We start from the raw sequence: 24,696 nt of genomic DNA, 5'->3' as shown, positions 1-24,696 counted from the left end.
CATCGACAGAAAGCCGCATCCTCACAGCGCCAACGACGCTTTGGCACAAGGCGACGTGGGGATGCGACCAACGCCAGGACGCTCTAGGCTGGTGGAGAATGGAGTGTCACACGCATCCAAGGAGGACTCATGCCCGCCACCCGCACGACCTCGCCCGCCCTGGAGCGGGCTCATCTGGTGTGGGACCTGTTCATCATCGCGCTGGTGATCGCCAACCTGGCGCTGTTGCTGTTCGACAGCCTGTTTCTGCTGCCACCGCTCAACGCCGCCTTCGAGGCGGCGGCCCCCGGCCTTCACGGCGCCTACGACCGGCATATCCATGCCAACTTCTTCAGCATCGACCTGGCCTTCGTCGCCGTCTTCCTGTTCGACGTACTGCTTGGCTGGGCCGTCGCCATCTACCAACGGCGCTACCACCGCTGGTTCTTCTACCCCTTCGTGCACTGGTACGACGTGCTGGGGTGTATTCCCCTCGCCGGCTTCCGCCTGCTGCGCATCCTGCGTGTGATCTCGCTGCTGCACCGCCTGCACCGCCTGGGACTGATCGACGTGCGTCGCTGGTATCTCTACTCGGTTGTCGCCAAGTACGCCGACATCCTGATGGAAGAACTCACCGACCGTATCGCCATCCGCCTGCTCGACAACGTCCAGCAGGAACTCAAGAGTGGCGATGGCCTGGCCTCACCGGCCATCGAGAAGATCGTCACGCCGCGCAAGGAAGCCCTGGTGCGGGAAGTCAGCCAACGCCTCGAGACCATGGTCGGCGACATCGCCCACCACAACCGTTTTGCGACGCTGGCCTACGTGCGCGGCCTGGTCGCCCGCACCCTGGCCGAAACGCCGGAGCTTCAGCGACTCAAGCGTCTGCCCATGGGCTCCCAGCTCACCCAGGGCCTGGAGTCATCGATGTCCGACCTCGCCTGCCACCTGGTCGACGAGGCCCTGAATGGTCTCAAGTCCAGGGAGTTCTCCTCGCTGGTCGAACATATGGCCGACAGCGGCTTCGACGCCTGGCTGCGCACCGACCCCGAGACCGAACAGATCACCGAACAGGTGCTGGTCGACATGCTGGAGCTGCTCAAGGAACGTATCGCGGTCAAGCGCTGGCACGACAAGTACGCGTGAAGGGAGCGGGCCACGGGTGCGTCCTGTGGCCCCTCTGGGTTCAGGGGGGCCTGTCATTCGGTTGGCAGGTCTCGGCCAGAAGCGGCCATTGAAATTTTCTAATATTTAACGCCTGCGTAACGGACCGATTTGTGGAGCGGTAGCGGAACAAAACGGTCCCGTTGACGCATTTATTATGATATCTAATTATTATCGAGCCGGAATATTGAATCTGCTAATCGTGACCCTGTAGACACAAGCTTAGAAAGAACTCGCAGCTGCTCCCTCGTCGCTTGTGATGAGGACTTCTCCGGATAATTCACAGTGTGATCTATTTCTCCCCAGATTTCTTCAAATAAAGTCCTAACCTGTATTTCGCATTTAATTCGGCTATCATTCGCCGGTGTAACAACATAGTGAATACTGGTATAAAAGCTCTCTTTTATTTTTACCTCAAGATCCAACCCCTCAAAAAACTGTTGAGATTCTGGATCCCAAGAGTAGGCTACTGGTTTTTCGTGAAGTGACCAGTCTCCATTTGACACCATCCTCATTATAAACATATGTATTTTTGGCAATTGATCCTGGTGTAAATGAAGAATTCGAGCACCGGCTAAGTCTGTAATCTTATCGAATATATTAGAATTTGTGATCGGCTCTGACTCATCTGATTTTCGCAGCAACTTTTTTTCAAGATGGCTCTCGTTCTTTAGACGATGCTTAATGCTATGAATAACTGGACTTCCGTATTCATTAAGAGAAGGCTCAAGCGTAAAAGAATCAACTACCGCATTCAAAAATCGTTTAAATACATGCCTATTTTCCATGTATTTTTCTACAACGGATTGTGGATCGACAGAACTATTCATACTTCACCCAAAAGAGCAATTCGACTCATTAAATCCTTTGCAAAATTTCTGTACGCCGGCCCCGTTTTTCTGTATTTGTCACTCGACCCCCGCAACGTATTTATGTGCTCAGCGTCGACGCCACTGGGGATTAGGTCAGGAATTTTCCACATCGGCTGGTGATAATACTGTGCCATAGATGGAAAGGTGTTATGTGTAAGCATAATTTCCTTACCACCTATAGGAGATATAAGCTGCTGTTCGCTTAAATGATCCCTTAAGCTTTCTTTTATATTTTCCCTGATCGTCTGCGGTATTTGTTTTGCGTAATTGTAATGCGCTTCCGCCAGCCCCCATTCATTTTTAGAGCTGGAATATCTCTTTGCATTATAAATCGTGTAGCCTAAAAATGTTACAAATTGACTGGGGAAACTCTTCCTCTTTTCTGTAGAAATTAATTGATAGATAATATCGAACTCTTCTTTCCATGAGTAAAGAGCTTTACCAATATTTCTAATGCCATAAAGTGAAAACAAATCCGGAAGAGCGGGTATAAAGAATCCATCAACGGTAGAGATCACTGATTTATTAAGTGCCCCCAAGCTCGGAGAGGTGTCAACGATAACATAGTCGTAGCCATGGACATCGGAATACTTCTCAGCCAGCTCACGTATTTTGGTTATAGTTCTCAGAGCTAGCGGCTCTCCTCGATATAAATCTGTCCATCGGGCCGCTATCTTTTCTTCAAATAGGTGCAGCGAAAGCCTGCCGGGTATCATGTCAAGGGAAGGGGTAATTTTGTATGGAGGGGGCGTCTCCTCCAAATCTCCAGTCCCTTCTTCGGTCGGGAGTACAAGATAATGTAAGCTTCTTGTTGATCTGTTAATAGAGGAAAATTCACCTGGGCTTATAGCTTTTCTTGTAGCTTCAAATCCTTCATCAATAAATCGGTCTTCTCGCTCCCAAATACCATGAATAACCTCTTCTTCTATCGAATATATAGTCAAATTACATTGGGGATCGGCGTCGATCAATAAAACCTTATTCCCCATCTCTGACAATGCATGACCAATATGGTAAGTCAACGTTGTCTTTCCAACGCCTCCTTTATTGTTAAAAACTGATATTACTTTCATTATTTCCCTTTTGCACATTCTAGTTTAACGAAAAAAACTCATCATAACAGGTATTATATAGCACGCTCGTTTATCGACTTGAACGAGCACGCGCGTTCAAGAATGTTACAATATCGCTAGCAGCTCACCTAATCCATTGAAACAACCGGACATTAAGTTTTGCTCGGCCACATAACACCAATCGCAGCGCGTACGGCATAACATCGACGAACGTGCCTGCTGCCTTTGTCGGCACGACCGCTTTGGGTCGAAACCGGACGTTCAACCTCTCAATGTGCTTCGCACAAACCCCACGCTTTTCTAACGTTTTCAACGTCTCGCTTACCACTTATAGACTAATGTCTCCAACGCTAATCGCGCCAGCACAAAATGCCCCCTCTTTCGTCGAAAACGTTGATTCGCTTGATCAACGTCTGCTTTGCTTCCTCACCCATTTGCACTACGGCAATCAGCTATGCAGGACGTCCAAAACCACCAGAATGTCACCGGCCTTGGCGCTATTGCCCTATCTCCGGGCTTTCTTCCACTATCCTCTGGTGGCCCGACTCATACGCACTAGGCCTCGTCGGTCGCTAAGCCTCACCATCCTTGCCTCTCGCAAATCCGACTCACCCCACCAAACCAACTTTGCCGCCTACCCTTCTGTGCTGGCGCAGCCATGCACCTCCTGATACTGTATATCCAAACAGTATCAGCGATTCAGGAGGCCCCCATGCGCGACGACCATTCCCTTGTTCGGCGAACCCTTTCGTGTAGCGCCTATGGCAACGACGGGAGCCTGCGCCATGAGTCTTGAGGTGGAGGTGCTGGGGCAGGTCGACCCCCACGCGCCGGGGACCGCCTTGCCACTGGCGGCGGCCGAGGTTCGCGCGGGCTTTCCATCGCCGGCCGATGACTACCTGGAAGGACAGCTCGATCTAGTGGCGCATCTGGTGCCCCACCCCAGCGCCACCTTTTATCTGCGCGCCAAGGGCGAGTCGATGAAGGGCCTCGGCATCTTCGACGGGGATCTGCTGATCGTGGATCGCTCGCTGGAGCCGCGCAGCGGCTCGGTGCTGATCGCCAGCGTCGACGGTGAGCTGACCTGCAAGCAGCTTGGCTATATCGGAAATCGCCCCTACCTGCTGGCGGCCAACGAGGCCTTCGCGCCGATCCCACTCAACGGTCGCGACTGCGACCTGTGGGGCGTGGTCACCCACAATATCCACGCCCTGGCAGCGGGAGTCGCGCGGTGATCGCGCTGGTCGACTGCAACAACTTCTACGTCAGCTGTGAGCGGGTCTTCGATCCTTCACTGCGCGGCAAGCCGGTGGGGGTGCTGTCCAACAACGACGGCTGCGTCATCGCCCGCAGCCAGGAGATCAAGGACCTCGGCGTTGCCATGGGCATGCCTGCCTTCAAGATCGAGGGCGCGCTGCGCAGGCAGTGCATCCTGCTGTCGAGCAACTATGCGCTCTACGGCGACATGTCACGCCGGGTGGTCGATACGCTGCGGGAGTTTGCTCCCGCCGTCGAGGTATACAGCATCGACGAGTGCTTTCTCGACCTCGCGGGCATGGCGCCCGCCGGGCTGGACACCCACTGCCGGCGCTTGCGACATACGGTTATGCGCCACACCGGCATTCCCGTCGGCGTCGGCGTGGCGACCAGCCGAACCCTGGCAAAGATCGCCAACCACCAGGCCAAGAAGGATCCACGCGCAGACGGCGTCCACGTACTCGAGGCCGATTCAGCGGCAACCCGAGCCCTGCTGCAACGCCTGCCGGTCACCGAGGTCTGGGGCGTTGCCGGGCGCACCGCCGCCCGGCTTGGGCAGCTCGGAATCGAGTCCGCCTGGCAGCTACGTGAAGCCGACCCCAAGCATATTCGCCGCCATTTCAGCGTGGTGCTGGAACGCACGGTACGCGAGCTTCGCGGCGAATCCTGCATCCGCCTAGACGACGTCGGCGCCCCGCGCGAACGGATCATGACCAGCCGCTCCTTTGGTCGGCCCACCGACGATATCGCGCAGTTGCGCCAGGCAGTGCGCGCCCACGCAGGCCGCGGTGCTGAAAAGCTGCGTGGCCAGGGCAGCGTGGCGCGGGCGCTACTGGTGTTTCTGAAGACCAACAAGCATCGTCAGGATCTGCCCCAGCACCATCCTTCGCTGGTGGTTCCGCTGGAGCGTCCCAGCGACGACAGCCTCGAGATCGTGGCAACCGCCACTCGGGCGCTTGCGCGTATCTATCGCCCAGGACACCAGTACATGAAGGCCGGCGTGATGCTACTCGACATCGCCGACAAGGCAAGCCTGCAGCAGGATCTGTTTGCCGTCGACGACGGCAAAAAAGAACGCAATCAGCGCCTGATGGACACCCTGGACGCGATCAACCAGAAGCACGGTCGCGGCGCCTTGAGCCTTGGCAAGACCAGCGTGGACGCGGCCTGGCAGCTCAAGTGCGAACATCGCACCTCGCGCTACACCACTCGCTGGGATGAGCTGCCAATTGCCAGGCTGTAGCAGTCGGTATGACACACACCTTGACGGGCGGCCACCCTCTTTTCCCCCAAGATACCAACACGACGAACGGAAAATCTGTGCGCCAGGCCATCACACAGGCTATCGCCGGAAGCAGTCAGAAATTCTCAAACCTTTACGCGCGTTTGACGACAGTCACCTGCATCATTGCGGCGCAATCTTGCCTAAGCTTTATCTCAACAACGATTCTTTAAAGCACAGTTTCTGCTAGATGCTCTCACTCCGGCAACTTCAACGATGGCAATTGAATGACGTGCACGCTGATCCCAGCGACGCCGTCGAGGCCATGGCGCGAGCCGGCTGACCTCGGCTCCTTGCCCGGGGTAGTGTAAGGACTCACCGGCGAGCACCTACGTAAACCACGACTAGCCTGAATGCCTGGATCTGCCGGCATCGCGGCACAAGAAAAGCAAAAACTGACCAAGGTACGCTATGAAAAATCCAGTCTTGATGGGCCTCGTCCTGCTTTCGGTTTCCCTGCCTGCCATGGCCAAGGACGTGACGGGTGGTGTCTACGTCGCCACCAACAACGCCGACGAGAACTCGCTGATCGCCTGGCGCCAGTTTGACGATGGCACCCTGGAAAAGGTCGGCGAGTACACCACCGGCGGCACGGGCAACGGCATGGATGGCGGCCTCGACCCGCTCGGTTCGGCCTACGGCGTGTGGCGTTCGGCAGACAACCGCAACGTGCTGGTGGCCAACGTCGGCGACGGCACCCTGTCGTCGCTTCACGTCGAAGATGACCTGACGCTGACGCTCAATAATGTGGTGGATGCCGGCGGCGCCAAACCCAAGGCCATCGACGGCCATGGCGACATCGTCTACGTCGCCAGCACCGATGGTGCCAACGATGAGCCGGGGGTGATCAAGGGCTTTACCATCGATGGCGATGGCAACCTGACCGAGATCCCCGACTCCGTTCGGCCGCTGGATGATTCTCCGGTCAGCATGGAGTTCACCGAGGACGGCAAGTACCTGACGCTTGTCGGCTTTCTTACCGGCATGGTGCATGTCTATGCGGTGGACGACGAAGGCCTCCTGTCGCAGGAGCCGATCTCGAGCCTCGAGTCGCCGCACCTGAGCGAGGAGCGCTTCTTCGCCCTGCCCATCGGCACCAAGCTGGTCACTCGCCCGAACGGCCACAGCACCCTGCTGGTGACCGAAACCCGCTATATCACCCAGGGCTACCAGTTCCACCCGTCCTCCGAGGAGTCGAAGGCCAAGTATCCCTTCCTGCAGGAATACGAGGGCCAGACCGGCTCCATGTCGTCCTACGACATCGACGAGAACGGCAAGCTGACCCTGGTGTCGGCGGATGTGATGACCGGCGACGACATCTGGGGTGGCGAGCAGGCCGCCTGCTGGGTCACCACCTCGGAGGACGGCAAGTACGCCTGGACCACCAACTCCCATACCTCGAGCCTGTCGACCTTCAGCGTCGATCCCGAGGACGGCAGCATCGCTCTGCTGGAAGAAGCCGCCTACCGCGCCGAGGATTACAACGAGTATTTCGCCGACATGGACCTGAGCGCTGACGGCAACTACGTCAACATCATCAGCGGCAACACCGGCAAGACCTGGGTGTTCGAGATCCAGCACGACGACGGCAGCCTGAGCGTGGTCGATGCCTATCCGGGCAGTGCCGAAGTCCACTCCTACGGACTGGTGACCATCCCGCTGCCCCAGGGCGGCTAGGCGACTTTTCGGAGCAGGCCTAGGGGTCGGCGACCAGAGCCACGACGCTGGGCCACAAAGCTATGCCACAAAGCTTCACCAGAGAGCTGACCAAAATCGCCAGATCAGGCGGGTAGGTAAAGTAGCTAAAAAGGGGGCCGTGCTGACACGGCCCCCTTATCTGTTGCAAGCAGCATAAGAAAACTCAGCTCGTGTGCGGTGCTTCCCGGCTCGAGACCGCAGGCCATAGATCCAGCAGCCGATGCAGTACCGCCATCACCGCCAGGGTGACCAGCAGTGCCACGCACATCGAGCTGAACCGATAGACGGCGTCGACGACTAGATCCTGATCGGGTCTCAGGTACTGGCCAAACAGGATACCCAGGGTTGTCAGCCCGCCGAAGCCGATGCCGGAGCCGGCGTTCTCGATGACGTGCTCCCGTGCGAACAGCAAAAGACCAATGGCGTAAGCCAGCAGCACCAGCAGCAGATGGTCGCTCTTGGTGAACAGCACCAGTTGCAGCACCAGTGCCAGGTTACAGCCCAACAGAGTGCCGATGGCACGACGCCAGGCCGACATCCGGGCGCCATGGTAGCCGAGGGCAAACAGGATCAGGATGGTCGCCATCTGCGCGGACAGGGAGTCGCGCAGATCGAGCAATTGAAACACCAGAAAGGACAGGGTCGCGGTCAGCGCCCCGATCAACGCCTGATGGCGCTTCAGCGCCGCCGTCTTGGCCTGACGTGGCGGCGGCTGTCGCGGCGTGACATCGGGAAACAGCCAGTGCATCAGGGCGGCGATGGCCACCGCCAGAAAACTCGCCACGGTGTTGCTGGCCAGCAGATCGAACAGGTCGAGGTCGGGGTAGCTGGCAAAATGCAGCATGATGCTCAGGGTCAGCACGCCGTTGGCGCCGAACACGAACAACGGCCCCCTGGCCATCAGCGTGAAGCGTCCCAGGAACATCAGGAACACCAGTCCCGTCATCACCACCGGCAGATGCTGGGTCAACCCCACCACCAGGCTGATCTCGACCACATTGAGGCAGGCGTTACCCAGGAACTGGCGCACCACATGGGCGTTGAACACCGGAATGATCCCGAGCAGAAACATCGGAAAGACGGTGAAGAAGACACCATAGTTCCAGTGCATCAGCTGGCTGATCAGAAAGCCGAGCCAGGCCCCCACCGCGATACGCAGACACTGGCGCAGGCCGTTGTCGCTGAGCTTCGAGGCCTTCGGTTGCTGCTGCCCTGACGACGCCCGTAGCCTCTTGGCAAACAAGGCCCGTGGCTGCTTGGTAGACGACGCCCGTGGCTGCTTAGTAAACATAATGCAGCCAGGACATCAGCCGAATCTGCAGCGCCCCCAGCGGATGGGCCTGCGGGTGCTCCCCGGGAAACAGCTGCACCGTGGCGCGGGAGCCGGTGGGAAGACTCGTCGGTGCGTCCCCGGCCAGCGAAAGGTGCAGGCGAAGGCGCTGGGCATCGCGCAGCCAGCGGTCGGTGGTGGGGATGTCGGCCAGGTTTCCGTCGGCGCTGATCTGTCCGTCGTAGACCCCGGCGTCGCGCTTCTCTACCCGGGCGGCAAAGACCTGGCCGGGCATGGCGTCGAACACCACACGGGCCTCGTCGCCGGCGGCGACCTTGCGCAGGCTCTTCTCGCGGAAATCCGCGATCAGTTCGACCTCATCAGTGATCAGCGCCAGCGCTGGCTGTCCCTGGGTGGCGTAGTCACCCACCTCGAGTTGCAGGTTGCTCAGCGTGCCGGAATGCTGGGCCCGCACCAGGGTGTGGTCGAGATCGAGCTCGGCCTGCTCCAGGGCGTTGCGGGCCTGACGCAAACGCAAGTTGGCTTCCCCTTCGGCGCCCAGTTCGGCCTCCAGGCGCGCCACTTCGGCCTCGGCGGACTTGACCTCGGCCTGGGCCTGACGGTCGGTGGCTACCAGGCCATCGAGGCGCTGGCGCGAGATACTGTTCTGGCTGATCAAGCGCTCACCTCGCCGGCGCTCCTGGGCGCTCTCCTGGGCCCTGGCGCGAGCCGCTTCGAGGGCGGCGCGGGCCGATGCGATGCTGGCGCTCAAAGTCGCGTTCTGCTGACGCGCTGCCTCCAGTTCCAGTCGCGCCTGCTCAAGCGCCAGCTCGAAGGGCGCGGGGTCGATACGAAACAGCGGATCACCCGCCTCGACATGGTCGTTGTTGCTGACGTGGACCCGCTCGACGGGGCCGCTGACTTCCGGGGCGATACGCACCACCGGGCGCATGACCCGCGCCTCCGGGGTCATCGGCATGTAGGTATCTGCCACCACAAAATAGGCAAACATCAGGACGAACATGCCCAAGGCCAGGCGAACGATCCACCTGAAGCGCTGGTCGGGGGTCATGGTATTCCTCTTGGTTACACGACGGGCTGACTTGACGGGCTCACGTGACGGAGCCGCTCGGTATTTGACGAAGGCGTCCCCCGTCGACCGGCCGCGTAGACTAGCATTTTGTTAGCCTGTTAACAATATTGCGACCCTTCATCCACTCTTCATGCACCCTTCCTGAACCTTTGCTGATTCGTGCAGTCGTACCCTTCGACGTGCTCGACCAGGCGTAGCGACTGCTTACCCAGGCAGTCGCCCGACACCCGACATGCTCGACCCACAAGGATGATGGAAATGCAGCGACGTGACTTCCTCAAGGCGGCCACCGCCCTCAGCGCCTACGCCCTGCCAATCTCCCCGCTGCTGGCCGCGCTGGACCAGCGGCTCATGACCACCGGAGAAAAGGTCTCCTTCGACTACGCCTGGCTGAAAGGCTTCGCCCGCCATCTGTCGGGGCAACCTCACCAGGATCACGAAGGCGAACTGCCCGACCAGCTCAAGTCCCTTTCCTGGGACGACTACCAGGCCATCGGCTACCGCGCCGACCACGCCCTGTGGAGCAACAGCGACGCGCCCTATACGGCCCAGCTGTTTCACCTGGGTCGTGGCTTCACCACCCCGGTCAGGATCTACCAGGTCAGCCAGGGACAGGCGCAGGAATTGGCCTACGACCCGGCGCTATTCAACTTTTCCAACGGCGATGGGGATAGCGTGGTCGATACCGATACGCTGTCCGAACGCCTCGGCTTCGCCGGCTTCCGCCTGCACCATCATCAGGACCCCAAGCGCGATATCGCCTCCTTCCTGGGCGCCAGCTACTTTCGTGCGGTCAGTCAGAGCATGCAGTACGGCATGTCGGCCAGGGGCCTGGCCATCGACACCGCCGGCAGCGAACCCGAGGAATTCCCCGACTTCACCCGCTTCTGGCTGGAACAGCCCGAGGGTGAAGACAAGCTCATCGTCTACGCCCTGCTCGAGTCGGAGAGCACCACCGGGGCCTACCGCTTCGATATTCGTCGCGACGTCGAAGGCGTGGTCATGGACGTGGCCGCCACCCTCTATCCGCGCAAGACGATCGAGCGTCTGGGCATCGCGCCACTGACCAGCATGTACCTGGTCGGCGAGAACGATCGTGACGTCAACTATGACTGGCGCCCGGAGATCCATGACTCGGATGGGCTGTCGATCCACACCGAAAGCGGCGAATGGTTGTGGCGCCCGCTGGTGAACCCGCCCCAGCTTCGCTACAACGCCTATTCCGCCACCAATGTTCAGGGCTTCGGCCTGGCCCAGCGCGACCACGACTTCGACCACTACCAGGACGATGGCGTCTACTACGATCGCCGACCCAGCGTGTGGGTCGAACCTACCGAGGGCTGGGGCGAAGGCAGCGTGGACCTGGTCGAGCTGCCTGCCAAGGACGAGACCTTCGACAATATCGTGGCCTATTGGCAACCCAAGACTCCGGTGGAGGCCGGCCAGGAGCTGCGCTACGCCTATCGTCTGAGCTGGTACGACCTGCCGCCACAGCAACCCAGCCTGTCGCGCTGTGTGGCGACCCGTACCGGACTGGGTGGCGTCGTCGGCCAACGTCGCGAGTACTTCAGCTGGCGCTTCGCCGTGGACTTCCGCGGCGGTCCCTTTCCCTTCGATGACGCAAGCGAGGTCGAGGTGGAGCCGGTCATCGAGACCAGCGCCGGGCGTATCGAGATCACCTCGGCCCGACCACTGGACGCCATTCAGGGCTACCGGGCCATGTTCGATGTGGTGCCACCGGACGAGGGCACCGAGCCGATCAATCTGCGCCTGTATCTGCGCGATAGCGAAGGCAAGCCGCTGTCGGAGACCTGGATCTACCAGTGGACGCCGCCTCCCGGCGATGAGCGCGAGCTACATAACCCCGATCACTTGTAGTCGCCCCACCCACCGATGATGCGGGGCGCCCTCCTTCCTTGATGACAAGTTGCCAGGGCCAGGCCACAATGTAGCTACACAGTGGCTACCAATGAGAAGGAGACATTCATGGGTACCGATACCGTGGTCCGAGCTCGCATCGACAGCGAGACCAAAGAGCGCGCCACCGCCGCCCTCGATGCCATGGGCCTGACCGTGTCAGACGCCATCCGCCTGCTGATGCTGCGGATCGCCGACGAAAAGCGCCTGCCGTTTGCGGTGCAGGTACCAAACGCCACCACGACCAAGGCGCTGGAAGAGCTGGAAGCCGGAAAGGGCAAGCGCTTCGATAGCGCGGATGCGCTGTTCGACGATCTAGGCATCTAATGCTGACCCCAGTTCGCTCAAGCCAGTTCAAGCGAGACGTAAAGCGGGTCCAGAAGCGCGGCAAGGACATGGACAAGCTACGCCGACTGCTGGGCCGGCTGCTTGAGCAAGCGCCCTTGCCGGATACCTACCAGGATCATGCATTGCAGGGAAACTGGAAGGGTTACCGAGATGCCCATATCGAGCCCGATTGGCTGTTGCTGTATCGCGTCGCGGATGACCAACTGCAATTGGCCCGGACAGGTAGCCACGCAGATCTCTTCCGCGAGTAGGCTAGGGCTTGTCTGAAAAGTGCCTGCGCTCGGTAATACGGCGTTAAAAATCGGCTGGTGCGCCAGCCCGGTCAAAATGCTCATTTACACCCCGTAAACTGCGCTGTCTCACCGATTTTTGCCTTGTCTAACCTTCGCTCGTCGACTTTTCGGACAGCGCCTAGCCTGAAACCCTTCCCCGCATGGCGGTTCCCGACACCACGACACAGGGTAATTCCCCTGCTCTCATCCTTTGCTCTTCCCCCTCAACCCAGCCGAATTGACCGCGTGGCGCCGCTTCCGGCATGATCGTGGCTGCTAGATCACTCCAACCTCTCAACAAAAACAAGGCGCTAGGCGGCTACCATCGTAAAGTGACGGCCCGCCGAGAAGACGCCATTTCGCTGAACACCACCAAGGAACCCCCATGACACGCCACATCGCGCCCCGCCCCCTTGCCCTGACCACCCTGGCCGCCGGCATCGCTCTGTCCACTGCGCTTGCCACGTCCGCCGCCCAGGCCAACGACTTCGCCGACATGGACCCGGTCAAGCTGCGCCTGGCCCACGTGGTCAACGAGCAGGACGGCTTCCATATCGCCGCCACCAAGTTCGAGGAGCTGGTCGAAGCCCGTACCGAAGGCAAGGTCGACGTCGAGATCTTCCCCAACGCCACCCTGGGTGATGAACGCACCCTGCTCGAAGGCATGCAGATCGGCACCGTCGACATGGGCGTGATCACCAACGGCCCGGTGGCCAACTTCGTCGAGCCCATGGCGGTATTCGAACTGCCGTTCCTGTTCGCCTCGCCCGAGGAGGCCTACTCGGTACTCGACGGCCCCATCGGCCAGGAACTGCTCGACAGGCTGGCCGACGTCAACCTCAAGGGCCTGGCCTACGCCGAACGCGGTTTCCGCAATCTGACCAACTCCGAACGCCCGGTGGCAAGCCCCGAGGACATCGACGGCCTGCGAATCCGCGTCATGGAAAACCCGGTCTACGTCGACACCTTCCGCGAACTCGGCGCCAATGCCGTGCCGATGGCCTGGACCGAGGCGCTGACCGCCATGCAGCAGGGCACCATCGACGGCCAGGAAAACCCGATCAACGTGATCCACTCGTTCAAGCTCAACGAGACCCAGGACTACATGACGCTGTCGCGTCACACCTATGCCCCGGCGATCTTCGTGATGGGCATGCCGTCCTGGCAGAAGCTGCCCGAGGCCGCCCAGGAAGTCGTCGAGGCCGCCGCCCAGGAAGCCGCCGAGTACGAGCGCGAGCAGAACGCCGCCATGGCCGAACAGCAGCTTGCCGAACTCAAGGAAGCCGGCATGCAGATCGAGGAGTCTCCCGACATCGCCGCCTTCCAGGACGCCGTCGCTCCGGTCTACGAGACCTACGGCGAGCAGTTCGGCGACTACCTGCCGCGCATCCAGGAAGCGCTGAAGGCCGGGGAGTCCAAGTAAGTGCTGTCCCTGCTCGAACGCCTTGAGCGGGGACTCGACGCCGTGACACGCCCGGTGGTGTTCGCCGCCATGGCGGCGTTGATCGGCGTCATCTCCCTGCAGATCATCTCCCGGGTGGCCTTCACCGCGGTGGGCTGGACCGAAGAGGTCGCACGCTTTCTGCTGGTCTGGATCACCTTCCTGGCCGCTACCCTGGCCTACCGCGCCGGCCGTCATATCGCCGTGACCTTCGTGGTCGACGCCCTGCCCGGCCTTGGTGGACGAATCGCCAGGATCATCGCCCACCTGGTGGTGCTGGCCTTTCTGCTGGCGCTGATCGTCATCGGCTGGAACTACATGCAGTTGCAGAGTTTCCAGAAGTCGGCGTCACTACGCCTGTCGATGACCTGGGTCTACGCGGTGATGCCCCTGGCGGGCGCCTTGATGGCCTTCACCACCCTGGTGGCGATCGTGCGAGAGCTCACCGGCCAGACACCAGCGAGCCCGCAGGAGGTGGCGTGATGCTGTTGCTGTTCATCTCCTTCGTGGTGCTGATGCTGATCGGCGTGCCCATCGCCTTCACCATCGGCGCCAGCACCCTGGCGACGCTGGTGGTACAGGGCACACCGCTCGCCGTGGTGCCCCAGCAGATGTTCCAGGGCATCAACACCTTCGCCCTGGTCGCGGTGCCGATGTTTATCCTCACCGGTGATCTGATGGCCCAGGGCGCGGTCAGCCGCAAGCTGGTCGACTTCGCCGACAGCCTGTTCGGCTTTCTCAAGGGCGGGCTTTCGCTGGTGTCGGTACTGGCCGGGATGTTCTTTGCCGCCATCTCAGGCTCCGGTGCGGCCACCACCGCTGCGGTGGGCTCGAGCCTGGTGCCGGAACTCAAGCGCAAGGGCTATGACCCGGCCTCCGCCGCCAGCCTGATCGCCGCCAGCGGCACCATCGGCGTGGTGATCCCACCCTCGGTGCCGATGATCATCTACGCGGTTATCGCCCAGGAGTCGGTGTCGGACCTGTTTCTGGCGGGCTTTCTGCCGGGGCTGGCCATGGGTCTTGGCCTCGGTGCCATCGCCCTGGTCCAGGCCCACCGTCGCCAGTACCCCCACGGCAGCCCGCTGTCGCTGGCGACCATCTGGCGAACCCTGCGAGCAGCAAGCTGGGGACTGATGACGCCGGTCATCATCCTCGGCGGGATCTTCTCGGGGGTGTTCACCCCCAGCGAGGCGGCGGTGGTGGCGGTGGTCTACGCCCTGCTGGTGTCGCTGTTCGTCTATCGCGACCTGACCTATCGGGACGTCTACGCCGTGATGATTCGCTCGGCGATCACCACCTCGGTGATCATGCTGGTGATCGCCACCTCGGCGGTGCTGAGCTGGACATTGTCCAGCGCCCAGGTGCCGGCCCAGATCGCCCAGTCGGTGCTGTCGCTGTCCACCGATCCCTACGTCATCCTGCTGCTGGTGGTGGCGGTGATCCTGCTGACCGGGGTGTTCATCGAGACCGCCAGCGCCCTGATCATCCTGACCCCGGTATTGCTGCCGCTGGTGACCCAGCTCGGCATCGATCCGGTGCACTTTGGTCTGATCATCGTGGTGGGGCTGGCGATCGGCATGATCACACCCCCGGTGGCGATCAACCTGTACGTGGCCTCTTCGGTGACCCAGCTGCCGCTCGAGCGTATCACCCGTGCCATCCTGCCCTACCTGCTGGGGCTGATCGGCGTGCTTTTGCTGGTGGTCTACGTGCCCCTGTGGCTATCGTCCTGACGCTGGAGGCGAAAGAGCCTATTTAGCGCCAACAAGCGAGCCGCGGATGCTGTCATCAGCATCCGCGGTTTTTTCTTTGCTGCCACAGCGCCATACTGGCGATGGACCGCTTCATCGGCGACTCCTTTGCAGCTTCACCGTACCCTGACATCCGGAGCCCTCATGTCCCTTCGCCTGCCTGTCGTTGCCCGTCCCGGCCTTCGCGCCTTCCTGCACCAAGCAAGGATCGGCCTGCCGAACCGCGCCATGATCACCGCCATGATCGCCGCCCTGCTGCTGGCAAGCCTCGCCGGCTGCACCACTTACACCTACGATGACGGACACAAGGAGACGGTCTGGGGCGTTCCCCCGGTGGATGAGCACAAGACCGAACAGGAGCGCCAGAACGAAGGCGTCAAATATCGTGAACCGGGCGTTATCCCGGAAGAATGATGGCCCGATTTACCCCCCCACTTCACCGGTGGTACAGGCCTCGCCAGGACCTGCTGACGCTCAGGTGCTGCCGCCCTTCACCAGGGTGAATCCTAGATCGCGGATCGGCCGTTCCGGAGTCTTGCCGGACAGACGCTCGAGCAGCAGTTCCGCCGCCTGGGTGCCCATCTCGCTGCGGGCCACCGCCAGGGTGGTCAGCTTCGGCGTCAGGTGCTCCGCCAGCGGCAACCCCAGATAGCCACCCACCGCCAGCTCCTCGGGAATCCTGATGCCCTGGCGGCTGGCCGCCAGCAGCACGCCGCTGGCGACGATATCGTTGGAGCAGTGGATGGCTTCCGGTCGCGGTGTCATCGCCATCACATCCTCCAGCGCTCGTACGCCGACCTCGTAGGACGCCGGCTCGTGGTACTCCAGCACCCCGCCACAGGCCGCGCCCGCCTCCTCCAGCGCTCGCTGGTGGCCCTCCAGGCGCTGTGCCGCCCGGTAGTCATGCCCCAGGTGAGAGCCGACGAAGGCGATACGCCGATAGCCCTGCTCAAGCAGATGGGACGCCATAGCGTGACCCAGGGCAACGCCGTCCACCCCCACGTTCATGTCGATGGGGTCGTCACCCACTTCCATGATCTCCACCACCGGGCGCCCCCAGTCCCTGAGTCGCGAGATCACCCGGGGCCGGTGGCGTAGACCGGTCAGGATCACCCCGGACGGCGAATAGCCGAGCACCGTATCGACCAGACTGGCCTCGCGGTCCAGATCCCAGTCGGTGGTGGCCAGCAGCATCTGATAGCCCGCCGCCTCCAGTCGCTTCTGGATGGCGTCGATGACCTCGATAAAGGTCAGGATCGCCAGCGACGGCACGATCACCGGGATCACCCGGGTGCCCGCTGCGGCAAGCCCCCCGGCGATCAGGTTGGGCACATAGCCAAGCGCCTCCACCGCCGCGTCGACGCGTTCTTTGACCTCGGCGGAGACTCGCCCCGGCGTATTCAGCGCCCGCGATACGGTGATCGGCGCGACCCCCGCCTGCCGGGCCACGTCGGCCAGGGTCACTCGGCCCTTGCCCCGGTGGCGCTTGCGTGAGCGAATTTCCTGGCTGTCCATTGGCGTCCTTCCTCGAAGATTCCTTTGGCCACAGTGTAACCCAAGACCAAAGTATGGGTAGCGCTACCATCTTAATGGTAGCGCTACCCATGCAATGTCGGCTACCTTTCGACTACGCCTCGACGCAATAGCGTCGTCGGACGATACGCCCCGAGGAGACAACGACAATGAACGCACGCAGCCTCACCCCCCTTGCCCTGGTCACCGCCATCTCGCTCGGCGCCGCTGGCACCGCCGCCGCCGAAGACCTGGCCATCGCCATCCACACCGACCCGTCTCACGCCATGTTCAAGATCGGCGAGCGCCTCAAGGACACCATCGAGAGCGAGTCCGATGGCGAGCTGACGGTGACCCTGCTTGGCACCGAGGTCGGTGGCGAGCGCGACCACCTGGAAGGCGCCAGCTACGGCGAGTACGCCATCGCCCTCGGTGGCTCCATGCCGATGACCCTGTATGCCCCCGAGTTTGCCGCCGCCGACCTGCCCTTCGTCTACGACTCCAGTGACCAGGCGCGCAAGATCTACGAAGGCGAGATCGGCGAGGCGCTGAATCAGAGCCTGATCGCCAAGGGCAACATGCGCCTGGTGGGCCTGTCGGCGCGTAACCCCCGCAACCTGACCTCAAAGACCCCGGTCAAGACCCCGGAAGACGTCAGCGAGGTGCGCATGCGCGTGCCGGAGATCGCGCCCTGGGTCGCGGTATGGGGCGAGATCGGCGCACTGCCGAGCCCGATCGCCTGGCCGGAGGTCTACACCTCGCTGCAGACCGGCGTCATCGACATGCAGGAAAACCCGGTGGACAACATCTACGCCGGCAAGCTGTTCGAGGTGCAGGACTATGTCAGCCGCACCGAGCACGTCTACTCGTTCTTCCACTGGCTGATGAACGAAGACGTCTATCAGGAGCTGTCCGACGAACACCGTGACATCGTCCTGTCCGCCATCGACGACGCCACCACTTGGGGCGATCAACTGGTCAGCGATGGTCAGGCGGAGCTGTTTGAAAAACTCAAGGAAGAAGGCATGGAGGTGGTCGAGCCCGATGTCGCCGCCTTCCGTCAGGCCGCGCGCCCCGCCGTGGAAGAGATCGCCCAGGACTACGACCCGGCCGTTCGTGACTATGTGCTGTCACTGATCCAGTAAGTCCGAGGCGGCGCTAACCCCGAAGGCGTTGTTGCCTCGAGGGTTTGCACAGCATCTGACCGTCCCACGGGGCCTCGCTGACCGAGGCCTCCCTCCCTTGAGTCAAGTCCCCGCCACCCGGCGGGGGCAACGGAGTGTCCGATGACCTCTTCTCCTACCCTGTCCCGGGCACTGGGTGCTTTCTGGTGGTTGTTGACCACCGTGGTAGTCGGTGCCTTCGGCCTGATGCTGCTGGTCATGGCCATTCAGGTAATCGCACGCTATGCCCTCGGCGTCGCGGTGCCCTGGACCGACGAGGTTTCCCGCTATCTGTTCCTGGCGGAGATCTTTCTCGGTTCGGTGCTGGCACTGCGCTACCAGGAACACATCCGCATCACCGTCGTCACCGACCTGCTGCCAGCGCGCGCCCAGCACTGGGCGGCGGTCGCCGCCGACGCCATCAGCATCCTGGTGCTTCTGATGATCATGGGGGGCGCCTTCAACATGATGGAGCGCACCGCCGGCATCTTCGCCAGCACCTTCGACATGAGCTTTTCCTACCTGTACCTGATGCAGCTGGTCGCTGCCGGCCTGATGGCACTGCTGCTGGTGGAGGACCTCGTCGTTCGTCTGCGCGGCAAGCCTCCCACCTTGCCTGACGAACCCAAGGAGTAAGACACCATGGAAATCTTTGCCATCATGTTCGTCGGCCTGATCGTGCTGCTGATGCTGGGGGTGCCGGTCGCCTTTGCGATGATCGCCTCATCGGCGGCGGTGCTGGCCTACACCCGTGGCTTCGCCGAGATCCCGCTGGAGATGATCGCCCAGCGCACCCTGTACGGCGTCAACAGCTTCACCCTGCTGGCGATTCCCGCCTTTCTGCTGATCGGCCGGCTGATGAACTCCGCCGGCATCTCTGATCGGGTGTTCGACGTGGCGCGCTGCGCCGTGGGTCACCTCAAGGGCGGGCTCGGCCACGTCAACGTGCTGGCGAGCATGCTGTTTGCCGGCATGTCGGGCTCGGCGGTGGCCGATGCTGGCGGGCTTGGCGCGGTGGAGATCAAGGCCATGGAAGACGATGGCTTTCCCACCGACTTCAGCGCCGCGGTCACCGCCAGTTCAGCTACCATCGGGCCGATCATCCCGCCCAGCATTCCGGCGGTCATCTATGGCGCCCTGGCCAACGCCTCCATCGCCGCGATCTTTCTCGGCTCCATCCTGCCGGGCCTGTTCATGGGTGCCGGCCTGATGGTGATGGTGGCGGTGATCTCCCATCGTCGTGGCTACCCGACCCGGGCCCGCGCCACCATGGCCGAATTCACCCGTGCACTGTCGCGGGGTCTGCTGCCCATGCTGACGCCAGTGATCATCCTGGTCGGCATCCTGTCGGGGCTTTTCACCCCCACCGAGGCCTCGGTGGTGGCGCTGCTCTACTGCATGATCATCTCGTTCTGCGTCTATCGCTCGATCACCCTGCGCGAGTTCGTCCAGATCCTGCGTGACACCGCCATCGACACCTCGGTGCTGCTGCTGATCATCGCCGGCAGCGCGCTCTATAGCTGGATCCTGGCGCGTTATCAGGTCACCGCCCTGGTCGCCGACTTCCTGCTCGCTACCGTCAGCGATCCGATGCTGCTGCTTCTGCTGCTGAGCCTGTTCATCCTGCTGATCGGGCTATTCATCGACTCGGTGCCGGCGCTGTTTCTGCTGACGCCGCTGCTGGTGCCGGTGGTGGTGCAGTACGGCATCGATCCGGTGCACTTCGGCGTGCTGATGATCTTCAACCTGATGATCGGGCTGATCACGCCACCGGTGGGCACGGTGCTGTTCGCCATCCAGAAGATCACCAACCTGCCCTTCAACACCCTGGTGCGGGCCACCCTGCCGTTCTACATCCCGCTGGTGGCGGTGCTGATCGTGATCACGCTGTTTCCGTCCATCGTGATGTTCCTCCCCAACCTCTTGCTCAAATGACGCCGCGACCGGGCAAGGCTCCAGGTCCTTGCCCGGCGGGCTTATCTCAATAGGAGTCATGCCATGGCTGTACTGATCACCGGTGGCCTCGGCCACGTCGGTTCCTGGGTCGCCACCCTGCTCGCCCGCCAGGGCAAGAAGGTCATCATCTGCGATATGGCCGCCCCCCACGTCGACCGCATGGGCCTCGACTATCTCGAGGAAGTGCGCGACAACGTCCACTTCGAAGCGGTGGATGTGCTCGACACCCACACCCTGTTCGAGACCTTTCTGCGCTATCGCGACGAGCTGGAAGGGGTCATACACGGCGTCTCGGTGATCGCCGGGCCAAGCTTCCAGACCCGCCCGTTCAAGCACCTGTCGATCAACGCCATGGGCACCCTGAACGTCTACGAGACCTGCCGCCTGCTGGGCATCGACAAGGTGGTCAACATGAGCTCCGGCGCGGTCTACGGCGACGCCGCCGGCCCCCAGGTCGAGACCATGCCCTACAAGGCCACCGACCTTTACGGCGCCACCAAGATTTCCGGCGAGCTCTACGGCGACCAGTACACGGCGACCTACGGCATGGATATCCGTCAGGCCCGACTGTTCTTCGTGTATGGCCCCGGCAAGCGCCCGTCCCACATGCACGCGGTCTACCAGGCGATGTTCGGGCCACTCGAAGGGCTACGCGATGTGCACCCTGACAACGGACGCGACCAGACCACCGACTGGACCCACGTCGAGGACACCGCGAGGGGCATCCTGGCGCTGTTCGATGCCGACAGCGTGCCTCACCGCCACTACAACATTTCCTGCGGGGTGCCGATCGCCCACCAGGACATCGTCGACAGCGTCACCGAACTGCTCGGCCACGACAGCGGCATGCGTCTGGGGCCTGGCCCCTTCGTGGTGCGTGGCAGCCCCCTGGACATCACCCGCGCGCGCACGGATCTGGGCTTCGAGCCGCAATTTACCGATATCCGCGAGGGGCTCGAGGACTACCATCGCTGGCTCAAGAAGAACGCCTGAAACGACACGGCCGGCCTGTCAAAGGCCGGCCGCTCGAAGACGGGTCGATCCGCTTCCGCCATCACTGCCGACGGAACACCAGCGCCAGATTGTTGGCCGGCAGCTCGTGGACGGCCTCCCGGCTCAGGCCGTGCTCGGCGGCAACCTCGGTTACCTGCTCCAGGTCCCGCACGCCCCAGCGCGGGTCACGGCGCCTCAAGTCGGCGTCGAAGGCCGCATTGGACGGCGCGGTATGCTCACCACCACGTCGGTAAGGGCCGTACAGCAACAGCACGCCACCCGGCTCGAGGTGGGCCTGGGCCTTTGCCATCAGCGCAGGCGTCACTTCCCACGGCGAGATATGGATCAGATTGATCGCCACCAGGGCGTCAAAGGTGTCATCCGGCCAGGGTTCCAGCACGTCGCGGCGCACCGGCGCCAGCAGATTGCCGCCCCCTTGCGTCGCTTGTTCCGGCTCTCGCCCAGATGACCCTGCCCGTTGCGCTTCGCTTTCGCCTTGCCTGTCACCCTCCGCTGCCCCTTGCCTATCTTCTGCTGCTGCAAGCGCGCGCCAGGCAGCGATGGACGCCAGCGCCGCCTCGGAAACGTCACTCGGCTGCCAATGCCAGCCCGGCTGGCACTGCGTCATATAGAGTCCGTGCTCGCCACTGCCGCTGGCGAGCTCCAGTACGCGGGCATGGCGTCCCAGGCACTGGCGCAGCACCGCGTGGATGGGCTCGCGATTGCGAAGCGCCGCTGGACTGGAGAGTCTCGCGTCGGACATGGGAAAACCTCACGGTAAACAAGGGGAGTAACAAGAGCGGCAATGGCCAAACGGATATAACGGAAGCATGGTAACGTCTGGCATCAACGGCTTGCGCAACGATGCCAAGCGATGATCGTCCCGGTACACTAGCAAAAGATACCCTTCATCTTCACCAAGGACGGCCCATGGCTCGACCCGCGCCTCGCTACCTCGAGATTCAACAGCACATCCTGGCCAAGATCCAGCGGGGGGAATGGCCCACCGACCATCGCATTCCGGGTGAGGAGCAGCTGGCGCTCGACTTCAACGTCAGTCGCATGACCGCCAACAAGGCCATCCGCGAACTGGTTCAGCGCGGCTACCTTACCCGCCAGCCGGGAGCCGGAACCTTCGTCACCGAACGCAAGGCGGAATCCTCGCTGATGGAGGTCCACAATATCGCCGAAGAGGTCCGCGGTCGCGGCCATCACTATCGGGCCAGGGTGCAGCGTGCCGAAGCGATCGACGCCAGTGAGGACATCGCGTTGCAACTGGGGGTCAAGCGAGGCAGCAAGGTCTTCCATACCCGCATCGTTCACCACGAAAACGACGAGCCCATCCAGCTCGAGATGCGCTACGTCAATCCCCGCCACGTGCCCGATTATCTGGACGCCGACTTTACGCTCACCACGCCCCATCAGGTGCTGATCCAAACCTGGCCGATCACCGATATCGAACACGTGGTCGAGGCCGTTTCGGCAGACATACAACAGGCCGCGGAGCTGGCCATCTCCACTTCCCTTCCCTGTCTACAGCTGCAGCGGCGCACCTGGTCAAATGACCTGCTCATCAGCTACGCCGTATTGATCCACCCGGGAGATCGCTACAAGCTGCGCTCGGCGTGGAAGGACTGAGGGACAGACACAGCTTCCACCAACGCACTAGGGCCGGTCAGTGATTGTCCGGCCCTCGGGCTTAAGGCTACAGCGATCGACAAGGTTACTGCAGCAGCATGGCCGCCGGGATCGCCATTACCAGGGTCAGTGCCACCCGCACCGCCCACACCACCAGCATCTGCCAGATGGTGATGGGAATTCGGGTGGCCAGCACGCAGGGAATGGACGCCGAGAAGAACAGGATGGACGACACCGACACCACGCCGGCGGCAAAGCGCGCCACGAAGTCGATTCCCGCGTCGCCACCGAGCAGCAGCGCCGGCAGGAACATCTCGGCCAGGCCCGCTGCGCTGGCCTGGGCCAGTTCCTGGGCATTATCGATGCCGAAGATCGCCACCACCGGATAGAACAGCCAGCCCAGCCACTCGAACACCGGCGTGTACTTGGCCACCAGCAGTCCCAGCAGCCCCACCGACATGATCGACGGCAGGATGCTGATCGCCATCACCAGCCCTTCGGTCAGATTCTTGCGTACGCTGGATCCCAGCCGCGGCGCCTGCTCGGCCACCTTGATACCGGTGCGCCACGCCAGCGCCAGGCGATCCCCCTTCCGCGCTTCAGGTTCGCCGTCGGTCGCGGTGTTGTCCATGCCTGACAGCGGCCACAACCGCGCGGTCACCGCCGAGACAACGAAAGTGATCACCAGGGTGATCCAGAAGTAGGCGTTCCAGTAGTCCATCAGCCCCAGGGTCTTGGCGACGATGATCATGAACGGCGCGGAGACGGTAGAGAAACCGGTGGCAATGATGGCCGCTTCTCGGGCCGAGTACTGGCCACCGGCGTAGGCACGGCTGGTGATCAACAGTCCGATCGAGTAGCTGCCGACAAAGGAGGCCACCGCGTCGATGGCGCTTCGACCCGGGGTACGCCACAGCGGGCGCATGACGGGCTGAACCAGGATGCCGATCAGCTCGAGTAGCCCATAGCTCAGCAGCAGCGCCAGGAAGATGGCACCGATCGGCACGATCAGCCCCACCGGAATCACCAGCTTGTCGTAGAGAAAGGGCAGCATGTCCGGCTGATGCAGCAGTGCCGGACCGGCGGTGGTCATGGTCAACAGCGCCGCCACCACCCCCAGAAGCTTGAGCACGGTGAAGATCTTGTCGGTGAGACTGCGTCGCCAGTCTCCCTTGATCAACGGATAGGCCGCGCCGGCGATGATCAGCGCCAGGGCGTAGAACCTCGCCCAGTCACCGAGCCCGGCCCGTGCCGCGGTCACCAGATGATCCAGCGGAATCGTGGTTCGACCTTCCCAGGCAACCGGAACAAAGAAGATGAAGATGCCGATGGCGCTGGGCACCAACAGCTTGAACAACAGCAGGCCGAGGGGTGGCTGGCCTACCGAGGAACCAGGAGTCGTCGCCATGAAGGGAACCTCGTCGAAGTGTGAACCAACTCGTAAGTGTCATCTTGTTTGTATATACATTTAAACCGCTATAGTGGCAAAGCACTCCCCCACAGCGCCTTTAGACGATGGTCTAATATGCCACAAGCTTCTCCTCAGATTCGTTCGTTAAACGGCGTTATCACGCTCCACCACACCTCTTTCCTGCAGCGTCGCAGACAGGCCGCCGGTCAGGGCATCGGACGAACCGGCAAGGGCTCCAGAACCACACTTTCCTGTATATACATGATGCTGTCGAGCGATCCCGTTGGGCACCCGACGTCTCCCGCGCGTGCTCGAAACGCTCTCAGGTCCCTGGACGATTCGGGGTTCAGAAAAGCCGGTAACGATCCCGTGGCCAAGACGGGGTGCACTCGGCCTAGCCGACCTGCGCTCCCCCGGTGCGATGCTTCACAGAGGACAGGCCTGGTGCACCCGCGACCCTGTATATACGTTTACCGAAGCAATCCGTCGAGATTTCACGCCTATCCGCGCACTACGACCATGGTCTACTGATGCGTCACGGCCTGGAACCAAGCCCAAAAAACGCCTGCAAGCCGCTGTTTCAACAACCATCCATCAGGCCAGACC

At 61.7% G+C, this 24,696-nt stretch carries 23 protein-coding genes; 16 read left to right on the top strand and 7 right to left on the bottom strand.

The window, feature by feature from the left end; translation table 11 throughout:
* Positions 1-129: 129 nt before the first annotated feature.
* Positions 130-1,125, top strand: a complete 996-nt coding sequence (locus tag NFH98_RS09250; protein WP_349622590.1) for an ion transporter — start codon at positions 130-132, stop codon at positions 1,123-1,125.
* Between the two features lie 182 nt (positions 1,126-1,307).
* On the opposite strand, the gene NFH98_RS09245 is transcribed toward NFH98_RS09250, so the two are convergent.
* Positions 1,308-1,973, bottom strand: a complete 666-nt coding sequence (locus NFH98_RS09245) for a RelA/SpoT domain-containing protein (protein ID WP_349622589.1) — start codon at positions 1,971-1,973, stop codon at positions 1,308-1,310.
* Entirely contained in the window at positions 1,970-3,088 is a 1,119-nt protein-coding gene (locus tag NFH98_RS09240) for a ParA family protein (RefSeq protein ID WP_349622588.1), read from the bottom strand. Before NFH98_RS09240 ends, NFH98_RS09245 begins: the two co-directional genes overlap by 4 nt.
* 785 nt (positions 3,089-3,873) lie before the next feature.
* Here NFH98_RS09240 and NFH98_RS09235 point away from each other — a divergent pair.
* The 3 genes from NFH98_RS09235 (at position 3,874) to NFH98_RS09225 (ending at position 7,304) form a co-directional block, all read left to right on the top strand.
* Positions 3,874-4,323 carry a LexA family protein gene (locus tag NFH98_RS09235; RefSeq protein ID WP_349622587.1) on the top strand — a complete coding sequence of 150 codons (450 nt, stop codon included), beginning with the start codon at positions 3,874-3,876 and terminating at the stop codon, positions 4,321-4,323.
* Positions 4,320-5,588, top strand: coding sequence for a Y-family DNA polymerase (locus tag NFH98_RS09230; protein ID WP_349622586.1), 1,269 nt, complete (start codon positions 4,320-4,322; stop codon positions 5,586-5,588). Before NFH98_RS09235 ends, NFH98_RS09230 begins: the two co-directional genes overlap by 4 nt.
* A gap of 450 nt (positions 5,589-6,038) precedes the next feature.
* On the top strand, positions 6,039-7,304 hold the full coding sequence (locus NFH98_RS09225; protein ID WP_349622585.1) for a lactonase family protein: 1,266 nt from the start codon (positions 6,039-6,041) through the stop codon (positions 7,302-7,304).
* Positions 7,305-7,488: 184 nt separating this feature from the next.
* On the opposite strand, the gene NFH98_RS09220 is transcribed toward NFH98_RS09225, so the two are convergent.
* On the bottom strand, positions 7,489-8,568 hold the full coding sequence (locus tag NFH98_RS09220; protein ID WP_249742878.1) for a DUF2955 domain-containing protein: 1,080 nt from the start codon (positions 8,566-8,568) through the stop codon (positions 7,489-7,491).
* Between the two features lie 37 nt (positions 8,569-8,605).
* The gene (locus NFH98_RS09215) at positions 8,606-9,667 is read right to left on the bottom strand and encodes an HlyD family secretion protein (protein ID WP_349622584.1); all 1,062 of its coding nucleotides are present in this window, start codon (positions 9,665-9,667) and stop codon (positions 8,606-8,608) included.
* A 279-nt stretch (positions 9,668-9,946) separates the two neighbouring features.
* On the opposite strand from NFH98_RS09215, the gene NFH98_RS09210 reads away from it, so the two are divergent.
* From NFH98_RS09210 to NFH98_RS09180, 7 genes are all read left to right on the top strand, one after another.
* Positions 9,947-11,566 (top strand): OpgD/OpgG family glucan biosynthesis protein, encoded by a 1,620-nt coding sequence (locus tag NFH98_RS09210; protein ID WP_108133740.1) that lies wholly within the window; start codon positions 9,947-9,949, stop codon positions 11,564-11,566.
* Between the two features lie 108 nt (positions 11,567-11,674).
* A complete protein-coding gene (locus NFH98_RS09205) occupies positions 11,675-11,932 on the top strand; it encodes a type II toxin-antitoxin system RelB/DinJ family antitoxin (protein WP_108133741.1) in 258 nt (85 codons plus the stop codon).
* Entirely contained in the window at positions 11,932-12,204 is a 273-nt protein-coding gene (locus tag NFH98_RS09200; protein WP_349622583.1) for a type II toxin-antitoxin system YafQ family toxin, read from the top strand. Before NFH98_RS09205 ends, NFH98_RS09200 begins: the two co-directional genes overlap by 1 nt.
* Positions 12,205-12,610: 406 nt before the next feature.
* Entirely contained in the window at positions 12,611-13,648 is a 1,038-nt protein-coding gene (locus NFH98_RS09195; protein WP_108133743.1) for a TRAP transporter substrate-binding protein, read from the top strand.
* Positions 13,649-14,149, top strand: coding sequence for a TRAP transporter small permease (locus NFH98_RS09190; protein ID WP_240184143.1), 501 nt, complete (start codon positions 13,649-13,651; stop codon positions 14,147-14,149).
* Positions 14,149-15,399 (top strand): TRAP transporter large permease, encoded by a 1,251-nt coding sequence (locus NFH98_RS09185; RefSeq protein ID WP_231498723.1) that lies wholly within the window; start codon positions 14,149-14,151, stop codon positions 15,397-15,399. The genes NFH98_RS09190 and NFH98_RS09185 overlap by 1 nt, the downstream gene beginning before the upstream one ends.
* A gap of 162 nt (positions 15,400-15,561) precedes the next feature.
* The gene (locus NFH98_RS09180) at positions 15,562-15,831 is read left to right on the top strand and encodes a hypothetical protein (RefSeq protein WP_349622582.1); all 270 of its coding nucleotides are present in this window, start codon (positions 15,562-15,564) and stop codon (positions 15,829-15,831) included.
* Positions 15,832-15,891: 60 nt separating this feature from the next.
* Here NFH98_RS09180 and NFH98_RS09175 read toward each other — a convergent pair whose 3' ends face one another.
* Complete coding sequence (locus NFH98_RS09175) at positions 15,892-16,932, bottom strand: LacI family DNA-binding transcriptional regulator (RefSeq protein WP_349622581.1); 1,041 nt, start codon at positions 16,930-16,932, stop codon at positions 15,892-15,894.
* Between the two features lie 167 nt (positions 16,933-17,099).
* Between NFH98_RS09175 and NFH98_RS09170 the strand changes: the two genes are divergently transcribed.
* From NFH98_RS09170 to NFH98_RS09155, 4 genes are all read left to right on the top strand, one after another.
* The gene (locus NFH98_RS09170; RefSeq protein WP_045994306.1) at positions 17,100-18,074 is read left to right on the top strand and encodes a TRAP transporter substrate-binding protein; all 975 of its coding nucleotides are present in this window, start codon (positions 17,100-17,102) and stop codon (positions 18,072-18,074) included.
* Positions 18,075-18,215: 141 nt separating this feature from the next.
* Positions 18,216-18,728, top strand: a complete 513-nt coding sequence (locus NFH98_RS09165) for a TRAP transporter small permease (protein WP_349622580.1) — start codon at positions 18,216-18,218, stop codon at positions 18,726-18,728.
* Between the two features lie 6 nt (positions 18,729-18,734).
* Complete coding sequence (locus tag NFH98_RS09160) at positions 18,735-20,027, top strand: TRAP transporter large permease (RefSeq protein ID WP_108447856.1); 1,293 nt, start codon at positions 18,735-18,737, stop codon at positions 20,025-20,027.
* A gap of 63 nt (positions 20,028-20,090) precedes the next feature.
* Entirely contained in the window at positions 20,091-21,041 is a 951-nt protein-coding gene (locus tag NFH98_RS09155; protein WP_348828036.1) for an NAD-dependent epimerase/dehydratase family protein, read from the top strand.
* A 61-nt stretch (positions 21,042-21,102) separates the two neighbouring features.
* Here the strand turns inward: NFH98_RS09155 and NFH98_RS09150 are convergent, their stop codons facing one another.
* A complete protein-coding gene (locus NFH98_RS09150) occupies positions 21,103-21,804 on the bottom strand; it encodes a DUF938 domain-containing protein (RefSeq protein ID WP_349622579.1) in 702 nt (233 codons plus the stop codon).
* 167 nt (positions 21,805-21,971) lie between these two features.
* On the opposite strand from NFH98_RS09150, the gene hutC reads away from it, so the two are divergent.
* Positions 21,972-22,679 carry a histidine utilization transcriptional repressor HutC gene (hutC, locus tag NFH98_RS09145; protein WP_349622578.1) on the top strand — a complete coding sequence of 236 codons (708 nt, stop codon included), beginning with the start codon at positions 21,972-21,974 and terminating at the stop codon, positions 22,677-22,679.
* Positions 22,680-22,764: 85 nt separating this feature from the next.
* Here the strand turns inward: hutC and NFH98_RS09140 are convergent, their stop codons facing one another.
* Complete coding sequence (locus tag NFH98_RS09140) at positions 22,765-24,087, bottom strand: YjiH family protein (protein ID WP_349622577.1); 1,323 nt, start codon at positions 24,085-24,087, stop codon at positions 22,765-22,767.
* Positions 24,088-24,696: the final 609 nt, after the last annotated feature.

The organism is Halomonas sp. H33-56 (assembly GCF_040147035.1).
Taxonomy (GTDB): Bacteria; Pseudomonadota; Gammaproteobacteria; order Pseudomonadales; family Halomonadaceae; genus Halomonas; species Halomonas litopenaei.
Note: the sequence above shows the minus strand (reverse complement) of the source record. Positions and strands in the feature narration are given on the sequence as shown.

Bases quoted from the DNA above. Each gene is read 5' to 3' on its own strand.
- hutC (WP_349622578.1), top strand. From the start codon at position 21,972: ATGGCTCGACCCGCGCCTCGCTACCTCGAGATTCAACAGCACATCCTG.
- NFH98_RS09140 (WP_349622577.1), bottom strand. From the start codon at position 24,087: ATGGCGACGACTCCTGGTTCCTCGGTAGGCCAGCCACCCCTCGGCCTG.
- NFH98_RS09150 (WP_349622579.1), bottom strand. From the start codon at position 21,804: ATGTCCGACGCGAGACTCTCCAGTCCAGCGGCGCTTCGCAATCGCGAG.
- NFH98_RS09240 (WP_349622588.1), bottom strand. From the start codon at position 3,088: ATGAAAGTAATATCAGTTTTTAACAATAAAGGAGGCGTTGGAAAGACA.
- NFH98_RS09165 (WP_349622580.1), top strand. From the start codon at position 18,216: ATGACCTCTTCTCCTACCCTGTCCCGGGCACTGGGTGCTTTCTGGTGG.
- NFH98_RS09200 (WP_349622583.1), top strand. From the start codon at position 11,932: ATGCTGACCCCAGTTCGCTCAAGCCAGTTCAAGCGAGACGTAAAGCGG.
- NFH98_RS09215 (WP_349622584.1), bottom strand. From the start codon at position 9,667: ATGACCCCCGACCAGCGCTTCAGGTGGATCGTTCGCCTGGCCTTGGGC.
- NFH98_RS09210 (WP_108133740.1), top strand. From the start codon at position 9,947: ATGCAGCGACGTGACTTCCTCAAGGCGGCCACCGCCCTCAGCGCCTAC.
- NFH98_RS09225 (WP_349622585.1), top strand. From the start codon at position 6,039: ATGAAAAATCCAGTCTTGATGGGCCTCGTCCTGCTTTCGGTTTCCCTG.
- NFH98_RS09185 (WP_231498723.1), top strand. From the start codon at position 14,149: ATGCTGTTGCTGTTCATCTCCTTCGTGGTGCTGATGCTGATCGGCGTG.
- NFH98_RS09245 (WP_349622589.1), bottom strand. From the start codon at position 1,973: ATGAATAGTTCTGTCGATCCACAATCCGTTGTAGAAAAATACATGGAA.
- NFH98_RS09235 (WP_349622587.1), top strand. From the start codon at position 3,874: ATGAGTCTTGAGGTGGAGGTGCTGGGGCAGGTCGACCCCCACGCGCCG.
- NFH98_RS09170 (WP_045994306.1), top strand. From the start codon at position 17,100: ATGAACGCACGCAGCCTCACCCCCCTTGCCCTGGTCACCGCCATCTCG.
- NFH98_RS09160 (WP_108447856.1), top strand. From the start codon at position 18,735: ATGGAAATCTTTGCCATCATGTTCGTCGGCCTGATCGTGCTGCTGATG.
- NFH98_RS09205 (WP_108133741.1), top strand. From the start codon at position 11,675: ATGGGTACCGATACCGTGGTCCGAGCTCGCATCGACAGCGAGACCAAA.
- NFH98_RS09250 (WP_349622590.1), top strand. From the start codon at position 130: ATGCCCGCCACCCGCACGACCTCGCCCGCCCTGGAGCGGGCTCATCTG.
- NFH98_RS09195 (WP_108133743.1), top strand. From the start codon at position 12,611: ATGACACGCCACATCGCGCCCCGCCCCCTTGCCCTGACCACCCTGGCC.
- NFH98_RS09180 (WP_349622582.1), top strand. From the start codon at position 15,562: ATGTCCCTTCGCCTGCCTGTCGTTGCCCGTCCCGGCCTTCGCGCCTTC.
- NFH98_RS09175 (WP_349622581.1), bottom strand. From the start codon at position 16,932: ATGGACAGCCAGGAAATTCGCTCACGCAAGCGCCACCGGGGCAAGGGC.
- NFH98_RS09155 (WP_348828036.1), top strand. From the start codon at position 20,091: ATGGCTGTACTGATCACCGGTGGCCTCGGCCACGTCGGTTCCTGGGTC.